Here is an 18,325-nt window from a genome sequence, read left to right on the forward strand (position 1 = left end):
CCGTCGTGGCCACCGACGAGGCGCCCGGGACGTCGGCGCGCGCCGGCCGCCCGTGGCTGCGGCGCACGCTCCGGGCGATGATCGCCGTCGTGCTCGGGGTGCTTCTCGCGCTGGGCTGGTACCAGGTGTCCGTGCAGCCGGGAGCGACGATGCTGCAGACGCTGTTCGACTCAGGGCCCGGCGTCACGCCGCCCCTGGACATCGAGGATGCGCGGGCGAAGGTCGAGGACCCGCGCACCGTGCCGATCCCGACCCCGGACGCCCCCGACGCGAGCGCCGTCGTGTACGCGCCGCGCGCCGAGGGGCCGCACCCGGTGGTGGTGTGGGTGCACGGCGGCGGCTTCGTCTCGGGCTCGCCCGCCACCGTCGAGGACTTCTCCGTCCTGCTCGCGAGCCGCGGCTACACGGTCGTCAGCCTGGACTACACCCTGGCGCCGGAGGCCCGGTACCCCGTGCCGGTGCGGCAGGGCAATGCCGCGCTCGACGTCGTCCAGGAGCGGATCGCGGACTTCGGCGGCGACCCCGCGCGCGTCGTCCTGGGCGGCGACTCCGCGGGCGCGCAGATCGCGAGCCAGCTGGCCGCCGTCCAGACCAACCCCGGGCTCGCGGCCGACCTCGACCTCACCCCGGGCGCGCCGCGCGACCGCCTCCGCGCCGTCGTCCTGTACTGCGGCGCGTACGACCTGGACACCCTGGGCGCCACGGGCTTCCCGGGGTTGCGCACGTTCCTCCGGGCGTACACGGGGCACCGCGACTGGGCGGACGCCCCGTTCGCCGACCAGCTCTCCACCACGAAGCAGGCGACGGCGGACTACCCGCCCACGTACCTCACGGTCGGCGACGCGGACCCGTTCGAGAGCCAGGGGCGCGAGCTCGCGGCCGCGCTCCAGGACCAAGGCGTCCCGACCGAGACCCTGTTCTGGGACGACGGCGAAGGCCTCCCCCACGAGTACCAGTTCCACTTCGACCGCCCGCAGGCCGCCCGGTCCTTCGACGCCACGATCGACTTCCTGGAGGACCGGACCGGATGACCGAGCCGGCACCGCACACCGGGCGCGCACGACACGTCGTCGGCTGGACCGGCCTGGCCCTGCTGACGGCGGCGTCGGCCGTCGTCGCCGTCTTCCTCGGGCACTGACGCTCCTCGGGCACTGACGCGCCGCCGTCAGCGGCCCGTGAGGGTCACCCGGCCGACCGGCCTCCGACACCGGTGAGCGCGCGGTCGAGGTCGTCGATCTGGAGACGGGAACCCTCGAGGCCGACGGACAGCCTGACGAGGCCCGGCGGGATGCCGTCCGCCCTCAGCGTGTCGGCGTTGTCCGCCCGGACCGGGGAGCTCACGAGGCTCTCGTAGCCGCCCCAGCTCACCCCGATCCGGAACACGCGCAGGGCGTCGACGAACCGGGACACGGCCTCGAAGGATCCGTCGCGCAGCTCGAGGCTCAGCAGCCCGGAGAAGCCGCTGAGCTGAGACCGGACGAGGTCCGCGTCCCGGTCGGAGGCGGCGTACGGGTGGTGAACCGCCGCGACCGCGGGATGGGCCAGCAGATGGTCGACGACCCGCAGCGCGTTCGCCTGGTGCTGCTCCATCCGCACCGGCAGCGTGCGCAGCCCGCGCAGGACCAGCGACGCCTCCATCGCGGACATCACCGCGCCGAAGAGCTGGTGCCCGCGGTAGAAGACCTCGCGGAGCAGCTCGGCCGAGCCGATCACCGCGCCGCCGATCACGTCGCTGTGCCCGCCCACGTACTTGGTGAGCGAGTGGATCACGAGGTCCACGCCCAGCTCGAGCGGCTTCTGGAACAGCGGCGTGGCCCACGTGTTGTCGATCGCGGTGAGCACGCCCCGGCTCCGCGCGGCCGCCGTCAGCGCCCGCAGGTCCACGAGGCGCATGAGCATCGTGCCGGGGCTCTCCACGTACACGAGCGCCGTGTTCTCCCGCAGGTGGCTCTCGACGTCCGCACCCGGGTCGGTCACGACCGTGTGCTCCACGCCGAAGCGCTCCAGGTGACGCGCCAGCTCCAGGGTCGGGCCGTACACGTTGTTCACGAAGAGCACGTGGTCGCCGCGGCGCAGGAGGCCACCGAGCACGGCCGCGATCGCGCCCATCCCTGAGGCGAAGCACTTGGCCGCCTCGCCGCGTTCCAGGAGCGCGAGCTGCCGCTCGAGGAACGCGACCGTCGGGTTCGTGCCGCGGCTGTAGACGAAGTTCTCGTGCTCGGCCGCCTGCTGCCGGGCGAACTCCGCGAACGTGGGCTTGGTGAAAAGGCTCGTCTGGAACACGGGCGGCGCGACCGCCCCCGTCTCGTTCCCCGGCCCGGACCACGCCGCGGCGCAGATCTCGCGGTCGAGGTCGGTGACGGTCAACGCTGCCCCGTCACGGCACGGCGGATGCGCTCGATCGGGACCTTCGGCTCACGGCCGGCGGTGAGCAGACCGTTGGTCTCCTGCATCGTGTCGGTGAGCTGCGTCCAGCACGATCCGGCGAGGAAGCGGCTCGCGCGGACGGCGTCGTAGAGCGCGGTGATCCGCGCGACCCAGTCGTCGCCGTCCTGCGCGGCGGTGTAGCCCCAGCCGTCGGCGCGCTCGTCGCCCGGCTGATAGTTCACCCCGCCGAACTCCGTGAGCATCACCGGTTGTCCGGAGTCGGCCCAGCCGCCGACCATCTGCCGGCGCCCGGACGGCGCGATGCCGCCGACCACCCGCTCGCGCGCGGCGTCGTCGGCGTAGCGCCGGGCGAGCACTGCGCCGTCACCCTCGTAGTCGTGCACGGTGATGATGTCGGTGTTCTGCTGCTCCCAGCCGTCGTTGGAGATCACGGGACGCGACGGGTCGAGCGCGCGCGTGAGGTCGGTGAGCGCGCGCGAGTACGCCTGATGGGTCGGGTCGTCGACGACGTGCTGGATCCCCCACGACTCGTTGAACGGCACCCACGTGACGATCGACGGGTGCGAGACGTCGCGGTCGACCGCGTCGATCCACTCGCGCGTCAGGCGCTGCACCGCCACCGGTGAGAACTCGTAGGCGCCCGGGGCCTCGCCCCACACGAGGATGCCGAGGCGGTCGGCCCAGTACAGGAAGCGCGGGTCCTCGATCTTCTGGTGGATGCGGCACGCGTTGAAGCCGAGCTCCTTGACGAGCTCGGCCTCGCGGCGCAGCGCGTCGGCCGTCGGGGCCGTGAGGTGGCTGTCGGGCCAGTAGCCCTGGTTGAGCACGGACCGCACGTCGTAGGGATACCCGTTGAGCAGGAACGCGCCGTCGCCCACGCCGAGGCTGCGCACACCGAGGTAGGAGGAGACGGCGTCGACGAGCGCGCCGTCGGCGTCGTGCAGCGAGACGACGGCGTCCACGAGGCGCGGCCTCTCGGGCGACCACGTGAGCTCGTCCTCGGCCTGCCCGTTGCGCTGCCGGGCGATCGGCACGGTGAGATCAACCGCCGGCGTGCTGCGGACGGTCGTGACCTCGACGGTGCCGAGGTCCTCGTCGCGCTCGTCGAAGCGCAGGGCGACCCGCACCCGGGACCCGGGCGCCAACGGGCCGCGGAACCGCACGGTGAGCTCGACGGCCGACGGTCCGGCGGGGAGCCAGCGCAGGTGGTCGACGCTGGTGACGGGGACGGCCTCGAGCCACACGGTCTGCCAGATCCCGGTGGTCCGGCGGTACCAGATCGCGTGCGCGTCCTCGTGCCAGTCCTGCTTGCCGCGCGGCTGGGTGAGGTCGTGGGGGTCGTCCTCGGCGCGGACGACCAGCAGGTGCTCGGCGTCCTCGCCGGTGGTGCCCGCGGCCAGGTGCGCGGTCACGTCGACCGAGAAGGGGGTGTGGCCGCCCTCGTGCTCGCCGGCGAGGACGCCGTCGACCCAGACGGTGGCGCGGTAGTCGACGGCGCCGAAGTGCAGCAGCACCCGGGGCGCGGCCTCGGACACGCCGGCGGCCGCGAGGTCGGCCGGACCGATCGTGCGCGCGTACCAGACGACGGGGTGGAACCCGGGCTCTTCGATCCCGGACGCCAGGGACTCCGGAGGGAACGGCACGGTGATCGGGCGACTCTCCCCGAGCCCGGTCGTCCAGCCGGCGGCGAGCCCGGCGTCGGTGTCGTCGTGCCGGAACTCCCACGTCCCGTCGAGGGAGGCCCACCGCTCGCGCAGCCGCTGCGGCCGTGGGTACGTGCCGTCCTGGCGGGAGGCGAGCGGGAGGCGGTCGAGCGCGGGGCCGGCTTCGGCGGCGGCGCGGGTCGTCGTGGTCACGGCGCGACTATACAGCGCTGTAAATCTGAGATCTACGGGCGCTACGGTGATCCCCGTGAAGAGAGTGACGCTCCAGGACGTGGCGACGCACGCGGGCGTGTCGATGAAGACGGTGTCCAACGTGGTCCGGGACTACCCGCACGTCAGCCCGGCGATGCGCGAACGCGTGCAGGCCGCCGTCACGGAGCTCGGCTACCGGCCCAACCTGCGCGGCCGCAGCCTCGCGACGGGCCGGTCGAACATGCTGGCCCTGGCGTTCCCCGACCTGCGCCGGCCGTACTTCGCCGAGCTGGCGCACGTCTTCGCCCGGGTCTCCGCGGCGCGCGGCTACCGCCTGCTGCTGGAGGAGACCGGTGGGACGCCCGACGGCGAGCGTGCCGTGCTGCGCGACCGCGAGGCCGGGATCGTCGACGGCGTCGTCCTGCACCCGCAGGCGCTGCGGGCGACCGACCTGGAGGCGTACCGCGAGGACACCCCGCTCGTCTTCCTCGGCGAGGACCCCCAACCGTCCGGTGCCGACCAGGTCGCCATCGACAACGTCGCCGCAGCGGAGCAGGCCGTGACCCACCTGGTGCGCCTCGGCCGGCGTCGCATCGGGTTCCTCGGCCACGAGACCGGGCCCTGGTCGTTCACGTCGACGCTGCGGCTGGACGGCTACCGGGCGGGACTCGAGCGCGCCGGGCACCGGTTCGACGAGTCGCTCCTCGTCGCGCGGGCCGAGGGCGACGCGCTCGGGGCGGAGGCCGCGCTGGGCGCCGCGCTCGACGACGGGCTCGAGATCGACGGCCTGCTGTGTCGCGACGACCTCGCGGCGATCGGGGCGCTGCGCGCGCTGCTCGTGCGCGGGCTGCACGTGCCCGGCGACGTCGCCGTCGTCGGGTGGGACGCCACGGTGCTCACGGCGAGCACCGTCCCGAGCATCACCAGCGTCGCCCCGGACACGGTCGAGCTCGCCTCCCGCGCGCTCGACCTGCTCCTCGAGCGCATCGACGGTCTCGACGCTCCCGGCCGTCACGTGACGGTCGGGCACGACGTGCTCGTCCGCGAGAGCGCCCCCGAGCCGTGAGCACGGCCCTCGGCCGCGGGGTAGACGCACCGCCCCAGCGGCCGAGGCGTCCGGGCCGTCAGGCCGGCTCGTCGACGACGGTCGCGAGGAGCTCGACCACCGCGCCGCGCACGTCCTCGGGCAGGTCGACGCTGTCCAGGCCGGCGAGGCGCTCGACCGCGTCGCGCGCACTGTCCAGGACCTCCCAGGCGGCGAGCTTCTGGGGGTTGCGCATCTGCGCGCGCTCGAGCAGATGCAGCACGGCCGGCCGCGGGTCGCCGCCGAGGCGCAGCGGCGCCCCCTCGACCCGCACCGTCGCGCCGACGTCGGACGCGGCCGTGAACGTGACGCTCCACCGGCCGTCGCGGCCGGTCACGGCCGTGGGGACGCCGTCCACGGTGACCTCCCCGCCCGGCAGCTGGGCGAGGAACGTGACCGTCCACTCGCGCCGTGCGGGCACGACGTCGGCCCGGCCGGTGACGGCGCCGACGCGCAGCTCGCGGTCCTCGCGGTCCCAGCACAGCGAGGTCGTCGCGGCGGGTCCGGCCTCGGCCTCGTGGTCGTCCTCGGCGTCCTCCGCGAGGTCGAACCGGCCCGACGCCCCCGGTGCCACCAGCACGTCGAACGCCGCCGGGTTGCGCGTGGCGTCGCGCTCGGACTCCGCGGCGAGCGGCAGAATCCCGCCGTCGCGCAGCAGCACGGGCACGAACTCGAGCGGCCGGTGCAGCTCGACGTGCCGGTCGCCGCGGTACACGGCGCCGGTGAACACGTCCGTCCACCGCCCGGCGGGGAGCCAGGCGCGGGTGCGGCTGTGCAGCGACGTGGTGCTGCGGGGGGTGACGACGGGCGCCACCAGCAGCTCCGTGCCGAAGGCGAACTGGTTCGGCACGCCGTACGCCTCGCGGCGACGTGGCTCGAGGTGGTACATCGGGCGCACGAGCGGCGTGCCGGCGGCGGCGAGGTGGTTCATCGTGTGCAGGTACGGCACCAGGCGGTGCCGGAACCGCAGCGCGTCGCCCATCGCCTGCCGGTGCTCCGCCGGGAACAGCCACGGCTCCTTGCGGATGAACGGGTTCGCCGCCGAGTGCAGGCGGTTGATCGGGGACAGGACGCCGAGCTGGACCCACCGGGTGGCGAGCTCGTCGTCGCGCACGCCGGTGGTGTGCCCGCCGACATCGTGGCTCCACCAGCAGTAGCCGATGTTCGACGCCGTGGCGGTGAACTCGGGCTGGAAGGCCAACGAGTCCCACGAGACGACGGAGTCGCCGGAGAAGCCGACGGCGTACCGGTGGCTGCCGGGGCCCGCGTACCGCGAGAACGTCATCCCCGGGCCGCCGTCGCGGGCGGCGTCGAGATGGTGGAAGTGGTTGAGCAGCCACAGCGGGTCGACGCCGCGCAGGTTGGAGGTGCCGCCCTGCTGCCAGTCGATCCACCAGAAGTCCACGCCCTGCTCCTCGAGCGGGTGGTGCAGCAGCTCGAAGTAGGCGCGCACGAACTCCGGGTCGGTGAGGTCGAACGACACCGGGGTCTCGGATGCCGGGTCGACGCCCATCGCCGCAGCCACCCGCGGGTATGCGTCCTCGAACGCGCGCACGCCGTCGGCCGGGTGCAGGTTGAGGGTGGTGCGCATGCCGCGCTCGTGCAGCGCGGCGAGGAACGCCTCGGGGTCGGGGAACAGCGACCGCTCCCACGAGTACCCGGTCCAGCCGTTGCCGTACTGCGCCGGCACGGTCTCGACGCGGTGCCAGTCCATGTCGATGACGGCCACCGAGAACGGCAGCCCCTCCTCGTCGAACCGGTCCATGAGCTCCAGGTACGACTCGGCGGAGTACGGGTGGTACCGGCTCCACCAGTTGCCCAGCGCCCAGCGCGGCAGGCGCGTGGGCGCCCCGGACACGGCGTACAGCTCCCGGATCGCCCGGGCGTAGTCCCGCCCGTGGGCGAAGACGTACAGGTCGCGCCGGCCCTGCTCGCGCGTGCCGATCCAGCCGTCGTCGGCGAACAGGAACGAGTCGGTGTCGTCGACCACGCCGATCCCGTCGGGCGACACCACGCCCGGCTCGAGTTCCACGCGGCCGTCGACCTCGTCCAGCGTGCGCGCGGTGCCGCCGAGGTCGTGCGTGGGCTCCCCGTAGCGCCAGCGTCCCGGGTCGGCGCCGATCAGCTCGACGACCAGGCCGTGCGCGGACGGCTCCTGCCCGTCGTACCGCAGCCGCGCCCGGGACGTCGCGATCTCGATCCCGCCGCCGACCGACCGGGCGGCGAACTCGGTCGTGCCGAGGTCGCGACGCACCGCGAACGTGGACGCCCGATCCTCGAACCCACCGTCCGGCGACCACTCGACGCGGAACAGGCAGTCGGTCAGCACGGTGACGCGCCAGCCGTCGCCCTGCACCGCCTGCTCGGGGCGGGCCTGCGGCGCCGCGCCGGGCAGCGGGCGGACGACGGGCAGCGTCGTGTCGACGGTGTCGGTCACGGGGACTCCTCGGGTGGTGCGTGCGGTGCGTGGTGCGTGTGGTGCGTGGTGCCGGGGCGGGACGGCTCAGCTCTTGACGGCGCCCTGGGTGATGCCGCTGATGACCCACCGCTGAGCGATGAGGTACACGACGATGGTGGGCGCCATCGCCATGAGGTACGACGCGAACGCCACGTTGTAGTTGGTGCCGAACTGGCTCTGGAAGATGTTCTGCACGACGGGCAGCACCTGGAGCGTCGGGTCGGACACGATCATCGACGGCAGCATGAAGTCGTTCCACGACGCGAGGAAGGCGAAGATGCCGACCGTGGCGATCATCGGGCCCAGCAGCGGCAGGATGATGCGCCAGAACACCTGCCACGTCGTCGCGCCGTCGATGCGGGCACTCTCCTCGAGCTCGACGGGGATCGAGCGCAGGTACGCCGAGAACAGCAGCACGCTGAACGCGAGCTGGAACATGGCGTGCAGGATGGCGACGCCCAGCGGGTTGTCGAGGCCCGTGAGCGCGGTGAGCTTGATCTCCGTCAGCGCGATCACCGGGAACGGCAGGAACATCGACGCGAGCAGGTACACGAACGACCAGCGGAAGAACCGGTGCGACCAGTAGCGCACGATGGCGTACGACGCGAGCGAGCTCAGCAGCAGCGTCAGGGCCACGGTGAGTGCCGCGACGCCCACCGAGATGCCGAACGACACCGGGAAGCGGGTCAGCTGCCACGCCTCGGCGAAGCTCGCGGGGTTGAACGGCGCCGGCAGCGCGAAGGCGTTGCCGTCCACGGACTGCTCGCTGGTCTTGAACGCCATCGTGACGGTGACGTACAGGGGGGCGAGCACCGTGAGGGAGCACAGCGCGAGCGCGACGGTGAGCGGCCAGCTCGTGCGGCCGCCGCGGGACGGCCGGCGGAGTTCGCGGCCCGGAGCACGCCCGGCGAGGGCGGGGGCGGTGGCGGTCACAGGCGGATGTTCCTTCCACGGGAGACGACGAGCTGGAGCACCGAGATGAGCACCGTGATCACGAAGAAGACCGTCGCGTTGGCCATCTGGTAGGCGTAGTCGCCACCCGTGAAGCCGCCGAAGATCGTCATCGCGACGCTGCTGGTCGCGTTGCCCGGCCCTCCGCCGGTCAGACCGACGATGACGTCGTAGACGCCGAGGTACCCCTTGATCCCCAGGATCGTGTTGATGAGCACGAAGCCGGCGATGAGCGGCAGGGTGATGGAGCGGAACTGCCGCCACGGCCCGGCACCGTCCAGCGAGCTCGCCTCGTACAGGTCGCCCGGGATCGACGTGAGCCCGGCCGTGTAGACGAGCAGGGCGCCCGGGATGGTCTGCCAGGCGGACACGACGACGATGGCGAGCCATGCCAGGTCCGGGTTGCCGAGGATGCTCTGGGACAACGGGTCGAGACCCACCGCCGAGGCGAACGCCGGCAGCGTGTTGGAGAAGAGGAAGTTGAAGACGTAGGCGACGACGATCCCGGAGACCACCATCGGGATCACGAAGATCGCCCGCAGCCCCGCCGCGAAGCGGATCCGCTTCGACAGGCCGATCGCGAGGGTCAGCGCGATCACCTGCGCCACGACCACCGTCACGACAGCGAAGCCGAGGGTGAACCCGTAGGCCTCGCGGATGCCGGGGTCGCCGAGGAGCGCGACGTAGTTGCGCAGGCCCAGGAAGCTCCAGCCGCCGAACCCGACGTAGTCGGTGAAGCTGTAGAAGATCCCGACCAGCGCCGGGATCACCACGAACACGGTGAACACCAGCAGGGCCGGGACCAGGAACACGTACGCGATCGGCTCCGGGCGGCCGTGACGGCGCCGACGTGCGGTCGTGCCGTCCGGCGCCGGCGCCGGGACGCGCGTCGCCGTCGAGGGGGTCGTCGTGGCGGTCATACCGTCGCCTCCCGGCCGGCCAGGCGACGCCAGTCGGCGTCGAGCTGGTCGAGCATCGCGTCGAAGTTGCCCGACCGGATCGCTTCCTGGAGGTAGTTGCCCAGCGGGATCGAGGTCGGGACGAAGGTGCCGGCGCCCTGGTAGAAGGCCGCCGAGTCGACGTACCGCTGCAGGCCGGCAAGCCGCTCGTCCTGCTGCGGCGGGCCGTCCTTGAGCGTCGAGTACGCCAGGTTGTCGGCGTTGTACGCGTTGAGGATCTCGGGGCGCATGAGGAACTCGACGAGCTCCACGGCCTCCTCGCGGTGCGCGGTGGCGGCGGGGATGTACAGGCAGAGGTCGATGTTGACCCGGGCCTGGCGCTCGTCGGGGTCGTCGCTCACCGGCAGCGCGAACGTGCCGACCTCCAGGTCCGGGTCCACGAGGGCGATCTGGCTCAGCGCCCAGGGGCCTTGGAGGTACATCGCCGCCCTGCCCTGGCCGAACGCCAGGTTCCCGTCGGCGTATCCGCGCACGGCGTGGTCGGGGTTGAAGAAAGACGAGATGGTCTTGGCGCGTTCCATCGGGACGGCGAGGGTCTTCGCGAAGGAGACGTCCGAGTCGGGCCCGACCTCGGTCCCGAGCTCCTTCATGCGGCCGAAGAACTCGCCCGGGTCCACCAGGCTGCCGACGGAGTAGTCGAACAGCCCCTGCCACAGGGTCCAGGTGTCCCGGTCGGTGGCGTAGATCGGCGTGACGCCGGCCTTCTGCAGCTCCGTGCAGACGTCGACGAACTCGGTCCACGTGGTCGGCACCGGCAGGTCGTGCTCGGCGAAGATCCCCTTGTTGTAGATCACCCCCGCGGCGGCCAGCGAGTACGGCAGCACGCTGGTGCGCCCCGCGAAGGTGGCGTACTGGTCGGTGAGTTCGCTGATGTCGGTGCGGACGGTCGACGCCGACGGGAGCCCCGACAGGTCGCTCATCTGCCCGCGGGAGACATAGCGGGCGAGCTCGAGGTTGTCGTTGAAGCACCCGACGTCGCCCGGCTCGCCCCGGACGAACTGCGGCGCGATGGCCGTCGTCGAGTCGTGCACCACGCGGATCCCGGGGTGCTCGCCCTCGAACTGCCGCAGGAGCTCGTCGAAGTAGGCGATGACCTCCTGCTTCTGCTCGTAGAAGGTGATCTGGGTACGCCCCCCGCCGCCTCCGGGTGCGGCGCACGCCGCCAGCGGGACGGCCGCCAGCATCCCGGCGGCTCCCGCCAGGAACGAGCGTCGGCTCACCGCGCTCGGCGGGCCGGCCATCGACTTCGATCTCACGCGACGTCTCCTTCGACCACGATCGGCGCCGTCTCCGCGACGGGCCGCAGCGAACATACAGCGCTGTAAATTTCGGGTCAAGGCGCCCGCAGCGGTCGCCGACGCCGGGAGGCGGCCCTAGCCTGGCGAGCGATCCACGGCGTGCACGCGGCGGAGGGCGGTGGACGGTGACCGAGAGCGACAGCACCAGCGCCCGGCATCGGCTGCTGCGCCTGAGGGTGCCGCGGTTCACGCTGCACCGCCGGTCGCTGGACGCCGAGCCGGTGGTCGACGCCGCGTCGGAGCGGCTGCAGGAGTTCCTGGTGCTGCTCGGCGGCGCGCTCCTCACCGTCGGGACGGCCGCCACGGACATCCAGCACACGCTCAAGCGCGTCGCCGTCGCGCTCGGGTCGCCGCAGACCACCCTCTTCGTCTTCCCGACGCTGATCCTCATCAAGATGCCCGGCGACACCGAGACGCGGTTCGACGTCGCGGAGTCGGCCGGCGGCGAGGTCCGCTTCGACCGTGCCGCGCAGGTCTACGCCGTGGTGGACGACGCGGTCGCGGGCCGGATCGACGCGTCGGAGGGGGCCGAGCGGCTGCAAGAGGTCCGGGATGCGCACCCCCGGTTCCCGGCCTGGGTGCGCACGGCCGGGCATGGGCTGGCCGCGGCGGGTCTCGGGCTGGTGCTGCTCGGCGGCAACCCCGTCAGCCTGCTGTACGCGCTGGTGCTCGGCGTGCTCGTCGGGGCCGTCAAGCTCACCGTGCGGCCCGGGACGTACGCCGCGACCCTGCTGCCCGTCGTCACCGCGTTCGCGCTGGCGCTGCTCGTGTTCGGGCTCGCGGACACCACGGTCGTGAGCGAGCCGCTGCAGGTGCTGGTGCCTCCCCTGGTCACGCTGCTGCCCGGCGCCGCGCTCACCACCGGCGTTCAGGAGCTCGCCGCCGGCGACATGGTCGCCGGGTCCAGCCGGCTGGTCTCGGGCCTGGCGCAGCTGCTGTTCCTCGCGTTCGGGATCCTCGCGGCCCTGGCGATCACCGACGTGCCCAGCGCGGACGCGCTCGCCTCCTCCGCCACCACGCTCGGTGCCTTCCAGCCGTGGATCGGGGTGCTGCTCTTCTCGCTCGGCATCTTCCTGTACCACTGCGGGCCGCCCCGGTCGCTCTTCTTCCTCACCGTCGTCCTGCTGGTGGCGTACGGCGGGCAGGTCGTCGGCGCGACCGTCACGAACGGCGTCTACAGCGGCTTCCTCGGCGCGGCGGCGCTGACGCTGTGCGCCTACCTCGTGCAGACCGTCAGGGGCGCGCCGCCCGCCGTCGTCTGCTTCCTCCCCGCGTTCTGGCTGCTCGTGCCCGGCGCCACCGGGCTGATCGGGCTCACCCAGACGGCTAGCGGCGACGCCGTCAGCTCCACGAGCCTGCCGACCATCGCGGGGTCCATCGTCGCCATCGCGCTCGGCGTGCTCGTCGGCACGGCGCTGTACCGGCAGATCTACACGATGGCGCCCGCACGGTGGGGCCTGCGCGCCACGTGACGCAGCCGCGGTGCAGCCTCAGAGCAGCAGCAGGTTGAGGGCCGCGAGCGCCACGAGCACGGTGACGAGCCGCTCGAAGAGCTGCTGGTCCACGTGCCCGATGACGCGCCGGCCGATCCAGGTCCCGACCAGCACGACGGGCGCCAGGACGGCCCACAGCCCCACCGTGTCGGCACCCACGATCCCGACGCCGACGGCCACCGGCAGCTTGATGATGTTCACCGTGAAGAAGAACCACGCCGTCGTGCCGAGGAAGCGCCACTTCTCGTAGCGCGCGGCCAGCAGGTAGAGGCTCATCGGCGGGCCGCCGGCGTTCGCGACCATCGTCGTGAAGCCGGCGAGGCCGCCGTACCCGAGAGTCGCGGCGCGCGTGTCCACGCGCAGCCGGTCGCGCCACAGGTTGAGCACCAGCAGCGCCAGCAGGATGCCGCCGATCGTGCGGCGCATGACGTCGTCGCTGACCCACGTGAGGAACGCCGCGCCGAGCGCCACGCCCGCCAGCACCGGCGCGAGCAGGCGTCCGATCACCCGGAAGTCGGCGTGCTTGCGGTACGCCCAGATCGCGACCAGGTCGCCCGTGATCAGGAGGAGCAGCACCGCGCCGGTGGACTCCTTGGCCGGGACGACGAGCGCCATCAGCGCCGCCGCGATCATGCCGAGGCCGCCCAGCGCCGTCTTCGAGAAGCCGACGAGCAGCGCGACGAGGACGACGACGGCCCACCCGGTCCACGGCAGGCCGGCGATCAGCGGGGCGGGTTCGAGCACCGGGGCAGCGTAGTGGCGGACGGACCGTCGGCGGGCGCGGGTCCGCGCGTCAGCTCGAGGCGCGGGGCGCCGTGCCGGTCACCGGACCCGGTCGTAGACCGCGGCAACTTCGCCCTGCGCTCCCACGACCTGTGACGACAGGGTCCAGGTGGTGCCGGGCAGCCCGTCGTCGAACAGGCGCTCCCCGCCGCCCACGATCACCGGGGCGATCAGGAGGTACAGCCGGTCGATCAGGTCCGCGGCGAGCACCGGCTTGATGACGCTCGGGCTGCTGTTGACCAGGACGTCGCCCTGGCCGGCGTCCCGCAGGCCCCGCACGACGTCGGCCGCGGGCGCGTCCACCACGCGGGCTCGGGGCCACGGCGCCGTCCCCAGCGTGCGCGAGAGGACCACCTTCGGGGTGTCGACCAGCCACCGCGCGTACGCGCGGTCGCGCGGGTCGGCAGCCTCGTCGCCCGCCACGGGCGACCAGTAGCCCAGGAAGCCCTCGGCGTTGCCCCGGCCGAGCACGGCCGTCGTCGCGCCGGCGCACAGGCGGACCAGGTGGTCGCGAGCCGTGTCGGTGGCGACGTACGGCAGGAACGCGCCGAAGTCGGCCGGCCCGCCGGGGCCGTGGTACCGGCCGTCGAGGCTGAGGCTGAGGTTCGCGGCCACGGTACGCCTGGTCTGCTGCGTCATGGTGTCTCCGTCGGTCTCGTCGGGTGCCGTCCGTCGGCACTCACCCCGGGGACGGAGCCGCGGGCGGGTTCTCGACATCCGCCCACGGCCACGTCGACTTCGCGAGGTACGACGGGCGCCACCTGCTCGACGTCGTCGCCGAGCGCTCGCCGCTCGTCGGCTTCGAGATCGACGTGCACTGGGTGCAGCGCGGCGGCCTGGACCCCGTGCGCACGCTGCGCCGGTACGCGGGCCGCGTCGCGATGGTGCACCTCAAGGACTACCGGATCGGTCACCTCTCCCCCGCCGTGTACGAGGCGCTCGACGCCGGCGACCAGGCGCCGTGGCAGGACGCGCTGAAGCAGATCGTGCAGTTCGCCGAGGTGGGCGAGGGGAACCTCGACTTCCGTCGATCGTCGAGACCAGCCTGGACGTCGGGGCCGAGTACCTGCTCGTGGAGCAGGACGAGTTCTACGGCCGCACCGCGTTGGAGTGCCTGCGCACCTCCCACGACAACCTCGTGGCGATGGGGTTCGGCGACCTGTTCTAGGCCGCGGGGCCCGACGGCGCCGTCGAGCCGCGCACGACGAGCGTGGTGGCGAGCTCCTCGCGGGGCGCCTCCGCGCGCAGCTCGGCACGGGGATCGGCTCGCGTCCCCGGCCCGGCATCGTCGCCGAGACGCAGCAGCATCCTGAGCGCGGCGGCGCCCATCTGGGCGATGGGCTGGCGCACGGTCGTCAGGCCGGGGTGGACCCACTCCCCCTCGGGCAGGTCGTCGAAGCCGACGACGGCGAGGTCGTCCGGCACCCGGAGCCCGGCGGCAGCCGCGGCGTCGTACACCCCGAGCGCCATCGTGTCCGAGCAGGCGAAGACGGCGCTCGGGCGGTCCGGGCCGGCGAGCAGCCGGGCGGCGAGCGCGGCGCCGCCGGCCCGCGTCCAGTCGCCGTGCGCGACGCGGTCGTCGGGCAGGTCGGCTCCCGCCTCGGCGGCCGCGGAGCGGAAGCCGTCCACGCGGGCCTGGCTGTACAGGTGCCGGCGCCGGCCCGCCAGGACCGCGAGCCGCCGGTGGCCGAGGCCCAGCAGGTGCTCGGCGGCCGTCCGGCCCCCGGCCCAGTTGGTGGCGCCGACGCTCGCGACGGTCCGCGGCGGCTGGGTCACCGGGTCGAGCAGGACGACGGGGACGCGCGCCGCAGTGAGCGTGGCGAGCTGCTCGCGGGTCGTGTCGACGAGCGCGACGACGGCCCCGCGGGAGTGCCGCGCGAGCAGGCGCGTGAGCCACGCGTCGTCGGGCTGCCGGGCCACCGTGACGACGATGTCGAGGCCGGCCGCGGTGGCCGCCTGCTCCACGCCGCTCAGGGCGCGGTTGGCCCACGTGCCGTCGACGCCGCTGAGCACGAGGTCCACCAGCGGCGGCCGCTCCCCCCGCGGGGCGACGCCGCGGCCCGCCCGGCCCCGGTAGCCGAGGTCGTCGACCGCGGCCATCACGCGGGCGCGCGTCGCGGCGGAGACGTCGGAGCGGCCGCGCAGCACCTTGGAGACCGTGGGGACGGTGGTCCCGGCGGCGGCGGCGACGTCGGCGAGCGTGGTGGGACGGTCGGCGGGCACACCCGGACCCTAGCGACGCCCCTCAAAGTTGCGCAACTATTTGGCCGCCTCGGATCGCCCCTCGCCCCTTGAAGGCCGAAGTTGGCCCGTGGAAGACTTGTCGGGCACATCCGAGAAGCATCATGCAGTTGCGCAACAATGGGAGTTGCAGATGACAGACCGCAGACAGCGACGGGCGTTGGTCGTGAGGGGCGGGTGGGACGGGCACCAGCCGGTGGAGACCACCGACTCGTTCGTCCCGTTCCTCACCGAGCACGGGTACGAGGTGCACGTCGAGGACGAGACCACCGTGTACGCCGACGCCGACTACATGGCCGGTGTGGACGTCGTCGTGCAGACCGTCACGATGAGCACCATCGCCGACGACGAGCTGCGCGGCCTCACCACCGCCGTCCGGGCGGGCACCGGCCTCGCGGGCTGGCACGGCGGGATCGCCGACTCGTACCGCAGCAACTCGGACTACCTGCACCTGATCGGCGGGCAGTTCGCCACCCACCCGGCCAAGGCGCCGCGCGAGGAGCTGCCGGGCGACGGCACCGACTGCTTCGTGCGCTACACGGTGGACATCGTGCCCGAGAAGGCCGACCACCCGATCGTCGCGGGGATCTCCGACTTCGAGCTCACCACCGAGCAGTACTGGGTGCTCACCGACGAGTACAACGACGTCCTGGCGACCACCACGATCGCCGCGCCCGACTACCACCCGTGGCACCGGCCCGTGACCTGCCCGGCCGTGTGGACCCGCCAGTGGGGCGACGGCCGCGTCTTCGTCTCGACGCCCGGGCACAACCTGGACGTCGTGAACGACCCGAACGTCCGCACCATCATCGAGAGGGGCATCCTGTGGGCCAGCCGCTGAGGATCGGCATCGTCGGGGTCGGGGCGATCTCCGGCCAGTACCTGAGCACGTTCGAGCGGCTCGGGACACTGGAGAGCGGTGCGGTGCGGCTCGTCGCCGTCGCGGACCTCGACGCCGAGCGCGCGGCCGCCGTCGCCGCCGAGCAGGGCGTCCGCGCCCTCACCGTCGACGAGCTCGTCACCGACGCCGAGGTCGACGCCGTGCTCAACCTGACGATCCCCGCCGCGCACGCCGACGTCGCCCTCAAGGCGATCGCGGCGGGCAAGGACGTGTACGGCGAGAAGCCGCTCGCCGCCACGACCGACGACGCGCGCGCGATCGTCGAGGCCGGCCGCGCCGCGGGCGTGCGCGTGGGCTGTGCGCCGGACACCGTGTTGGGCACGGGGGTGCAGACGGCGCGGAAGGCGGTCGACGACGGCCTGGTCGGCACGCCCGTCGCCGCGACGGCGACGATGGTGACCCCCGGCCACGAGCGCTGGCACCCGAACCCGGACTTCTACTACCAGCCCGGCGGCGGACCGCTGCTGGACATGGGCCCGTACTACGTGACCGCGCTGGTCACGCTGCTCGGCCCGGTGGAGTCCGTGGTCGGCAGCGCCAGCCGTGCGCGCGCCACCCGCACCATCGGCTCCGGGCCCCGCGCGGGCGAGCAGGTGCCGGTCGACGTCGACACCCACGTCACGGGCGTGCTGCGGCACGAGTCCGGCGCCCTGTCGACGCTCGTCATGAGCTTCGACGCCGTCGCGACGCACGCGTCGTGCATCGAGGTGCACGGGGACCGGGGATCGCTCGTCGTGCCGGACCCCAACGGCTTCGACGGCACCGTCGAGCTGCACCGGCTCGGCGGCGGGTGGGAGGAGCTCCCCGTGAGCGCCGGGTACCGCGACGCCGGCCGCGGCTACGGCCTCGCGGACCTGGCCGCCACCCCGCCCGGCGCCACCGCCCGGGCGAACGGCGACCTGGCGTACCACGTGCTCGACGTCATGACGTCGCTGCTTACCGCCGCCGAGAAGGGGACGTCCGTCTCCGTCGCCAGCACCTGCGAGCGACCCGCGCCCGTGCCGCTGTCCGACGCCCCGCGCGTCTGACGGACGCCCGCCCGGACGCCGCCCGGGGCCCCGGGCGGCGTCCCCACGCTCAGCCGAGCAGGTGGCGCAGGTAGCGGCCCGGCGCGTCGAGGAAGGCACGCCAGTGCTGCACCAGCTCGAGGTCGTCCCACGTCGTCGGGCGCAGGCCCCACGGCCCGACCTCCAGGATCGTCGCGCCAGGCAGCGCCGCCAGCACGGGCGAGTGCGTGGCGCAGAGGATCTGGCCGCCGCGTCCGGCAAGGTCCTCGAGCACGCTCATGAGGCTGAGAGTGGAGGAGAAGCTCAGCGCCGCCTCCGGCTCGTCGAGGCAGTACAGGCCCGGCCCGTCGAAGCGGGACTCGAGGACCGCGAGGAACGACTCGCCGTGGCTCATCTCGTGGAACACCGGGTCCCTCGGCCCCGGGTGCTCCTCGAGGAACGTGTACCAGCCGTGCATCGTCTCCGCGCGCAGGAAGAAGCCCCACCGCCCCGACCCGACGCCCCGCTGCAGCCGGACGGCGCGGTGCAGCGGCGACTCCGTCTCGCGGGTCGAGTGCCGACCGTGCGCCGTCCCGCCCTCGGGGGACAGCCCGTAGGCCACCGCCACCGCCTCCACGAGCGTGGACTTGCCGCTGCCGTTCTCCCCCACCAGGAACGTCACGCCCGGCGCGAGCTCCAGCCCGTCGCGCAGCAACTGCTCGACGGCGGGGACGGTCCGCGGCCACACGCCCGCGGGCAGCGGGTGCTCGGCGTCCGGCACGACCCGGACCACCGGCGGCTGCGAGAAGTCCACGGGGGCATCATGCCCCGGGCGCCGGGAGGAGGAGCGTCGAAAGTCCGTCGTGATCGGTTTCGCCCGCGACCTGTCGAGCCTGCGGCCCGAGCCGCATCACGCTCCCCGGAACC

15 protein-coding genes are annotated in these 18,325 nt (G+C 73.3%); 5 read left to right on the forward strand and 10 right to left on the reverse strand.

Annotated features, from left to right (window positions below):
- The first annotated feature begins 5 nt into the window (after positions 1-5).
- Positions 6-1,031 carry an alpha/beta hydrolase gene (locus ACH443_RS08635; protein ID WP_430590057.1) on the forward strand — a complete coding sequence of 342 codons (1,026 nt, stop codon included), beginning with the start codon at positions 6-8 and terminating at the stop codon, positions 1,029-1,031.
- Between the two features lie 151 nt (positions 1,032-1,182).
- Here the strand turns inward: ACH443_RS08635 and ACH443_RS08640 are convergent, their stop codons facing one another.
- A complete protein-coding gene (locus ACH443_RS08640) occupies positions 1,183-2,367 on the reverse strand; it encodes a trans-sulfuration enzyme family protein (RefSeq protein WP_429762867.1) in 1,185 nt (394 codons plus the stop codon).
- Entirely contained in the window at positions 2,364-4,244 is a 1,881-nt protein-coding gene (locus ACH443_RS08645; protein WP_430590058.1) for a glycoside hydrolase family 2 protein, read from the reverse strand. Before ACH443_RS08645 ends, ACH443_RS08640 begins: the two co-directional genes overlap by 4 nt.
- Before the next feature lie 55 nt (positions 4,245-4,299).
- Here ACH443_RS08645 and ACH443_RS08650 point away from each other — a divergent pair, with 55 nt between their 5' ends.
- A complete protein-coding gene (locus tag ACH443_RS08650; RefSeq protein ID WP_430590059.1) occupies positions 4,300-5,310 on the forward strand; it encodes a LacI family DNA-binding transcriptional regulator in 1,011 nt (336 codons plus the stop codon).
- A 58-nt stretch (positions 5,311-5,368) separates the two neighbouring features.
- Here ACH443_RS08650 and ACH443_RS08655 read toward each other — a convergent pair whose 3' ends face one another.
- The 4 genes from ACH443_RS08655 to ACH443_RS08670 all read right to left on the reverse strand — a co-directional run bounded on the left by ACH443_RS08655 (position 5,369) and on the right by ACH443_RS08670 (position 10,952).
- Positions 5,369-7,765 carry a TIM-barrel domain-containing protein gene (locus ACH443_RS08655; protein WP_430590060.1) on the reverse strand — a complete coding sequence of 799 codons (2,397 nt, stop codon included), beginning with the start codon at positions 7,763-7,765 and terminating at the stop codon, positions 5,369-5,371.
- Between the two features lie 66 nt (positions 7,766-7,831).
- On the reverse strand, positions 7,832-8,719 hold the full coding sequence (locus ACH443_RS08660; protein ID WP_430555586.1) for a carbohydrate ABC transporter permease: 888 nt from the start codon (positions 8,717-8,719) through the stop codon (positions 7,832-7,834).
- Positions 8,716-9,657 (reverse strand): carbohydrate ABC transporter permease, encoded by a 942-nt coding sequence (locus ACH443_RS08665; protein WP_430590061.1) that lies wholly within the window; start codon positions 9,655-9,657, stop codon positions 8,716-8,718. Before ACH443_RS08665 ends, ACH443_RS08660 begins: the two co-directional genes overlap by 4 nt.
- Entirely contained in the window at positions 9,654-10,952 is a 1,299-nt protein-coding gene (locus tag ACH443_RS08670; RefSeq protein ID WP_430590062.1) for an ABC transporter substrate-binding protein, read from the reverse strand. The genes ACH443_RS08665 and ACH443_RS08670 overlap by 4 nt, the downstream gene beginning before the upstream one ends.
- Before the next feature lie 167 nt (positions 10,953-11,119).
- Here ACH443_RS08670 and ACH443_RS08675 point away from each other — a divergent pair, with 167 nt between their 5' ends.
- Positions 11,120-12,466, forward strand: a complete 1,347-nt coding sequence (locus ACH443_RS08675) for a threonine/serine exporter ThrE family protein (RefSeq protein WP_430590063.1) — start codon at positions 11,120-11,122, stop codon at positions 12,464-12,466.
- Positions 12,467-12,484: 18 nt separating this feature from the next.
- On the opposite strand, the gene ACH443_RS08680 is transcribed toward ACH443_RS08675, so the two are convergent.
- From ACH443_RS08680 to ACH443_RS08690, 3 genes are all read right to left on the reverse strand, one after another.
- Positions 12,485-13,231, reverse strand: coding sequence for a sulfite exporter TauE/SafE family protein (locus ACH443_RS08680; protein ID WP_429762859.1), 747 nt, complete (start codon positions 13,229-13,231; stop codon positions 12,485-12,487).
- Between the two features lie 78 nt (positions 13,232-13,309).
- Entirely contained in the window at positions 13,310-13,909 is a 600-nt protein-coding gene (locus ACH443_RS08685; RefSeq protein ID WP_430590064.1) for a dihydrofolate reductase family protein, read from the reverse strand.
- Positions 13,910-14,434: 525 nt separating this feature from the next.
- Complete coding sequence (locus tag ACH443_RS08690) at positions 14,435-15,493, reverse strand: LacI family DNA-binding transcriptional regulator (protein WP_430590065.1); 1,059 nt, start codon at positions 15,491-15,493, stop codon at positions 14,435-14,437.
- A gap of 151 nt (positions 15,494-15,644) precedes the next feature.
- Between ACH443_RS08690 and ACH443_RS08695 the strand changes: the two genes are divergently transcribed.
- Both ACH443_RS08695 and ACH443_RS08700 read left to right on the forward strand, forming a co-directional pair.
- Complete coding sequence (locus ACH443_RS08695) at positions 15,645-16,352, forward strand: ThuA domain-containing protein (protein WP_430590066.1); 708 nt, start codon at positions 15,645-15,647, stop codon at positions 16,350-16,352.
- Entirely contained in the window at positions 16,337-17,440 is a 1,104-nt protein-coding gene (locus ACH443_RS08700) for a Gfo/Idh/MocA family protein (RefSeq protein WP_430590067.1), read from the forward strand. Before ACH443_RS08695 ends, ACH443_RS08700 begins: the two co-directional genes overlap by 16 nt.
- 49 nt (positions 17,441-17,489) lie before the next feature.
- Here the strand turns inward: ACH443_RS08700 and ACH443_RS08705 are convergent, their stop codons facing one another.
- The gene (locus ACH443_RS08705; RefSeq protein ID WP_429762853.1) at positions 17,490-18,212 is read right to left on the reverse strand and encodes an AAA family ATPase; all 723 of its coding nucleotides are present in this window, start codon (positions 18,210-18,212) and stop codon (positions 17,490-17,492) included.
- Positions 18,213-18,325 lie beyond the last annotated feature (113 nt).

This window comes from Isoptericola sp. NPDC019571 (genome assembly GCF_044389385.1).
Taxonomy (GTDB): domain Bacteria; phylum Actinomycetota; class Actinomycetes; order Actinomycetales; family Cellulomonadaceae; genus Isoptericola; species Isoptericola nanjingensis.

Excerpts from the sequence above, each read along its gene's own strand:
- ACH443_RS08665 (WP_430590061.1), bottom strand. The coding sequence starts at position 9,657 with ATGACCGCCACGACGACCCCCTCGACGGCGACGCGCGTCCCGGCGCCG.
- ACH443_RS08685 (WP_430590064.1), bottom strand. The coding sequence starts at position 13,909 with ATGACGCAGCAGACCAGGCGTACCGTGGCCGCGAACCTCAGCCTCAGC.
- ACH443_RS08695 (WP_430590066.1), top strand. The coding sequence starts at position 15,645 with ATGACAGACCGCAGACAGCGACGGGCGTTGGTCGTGAGGGGCGGGTGG.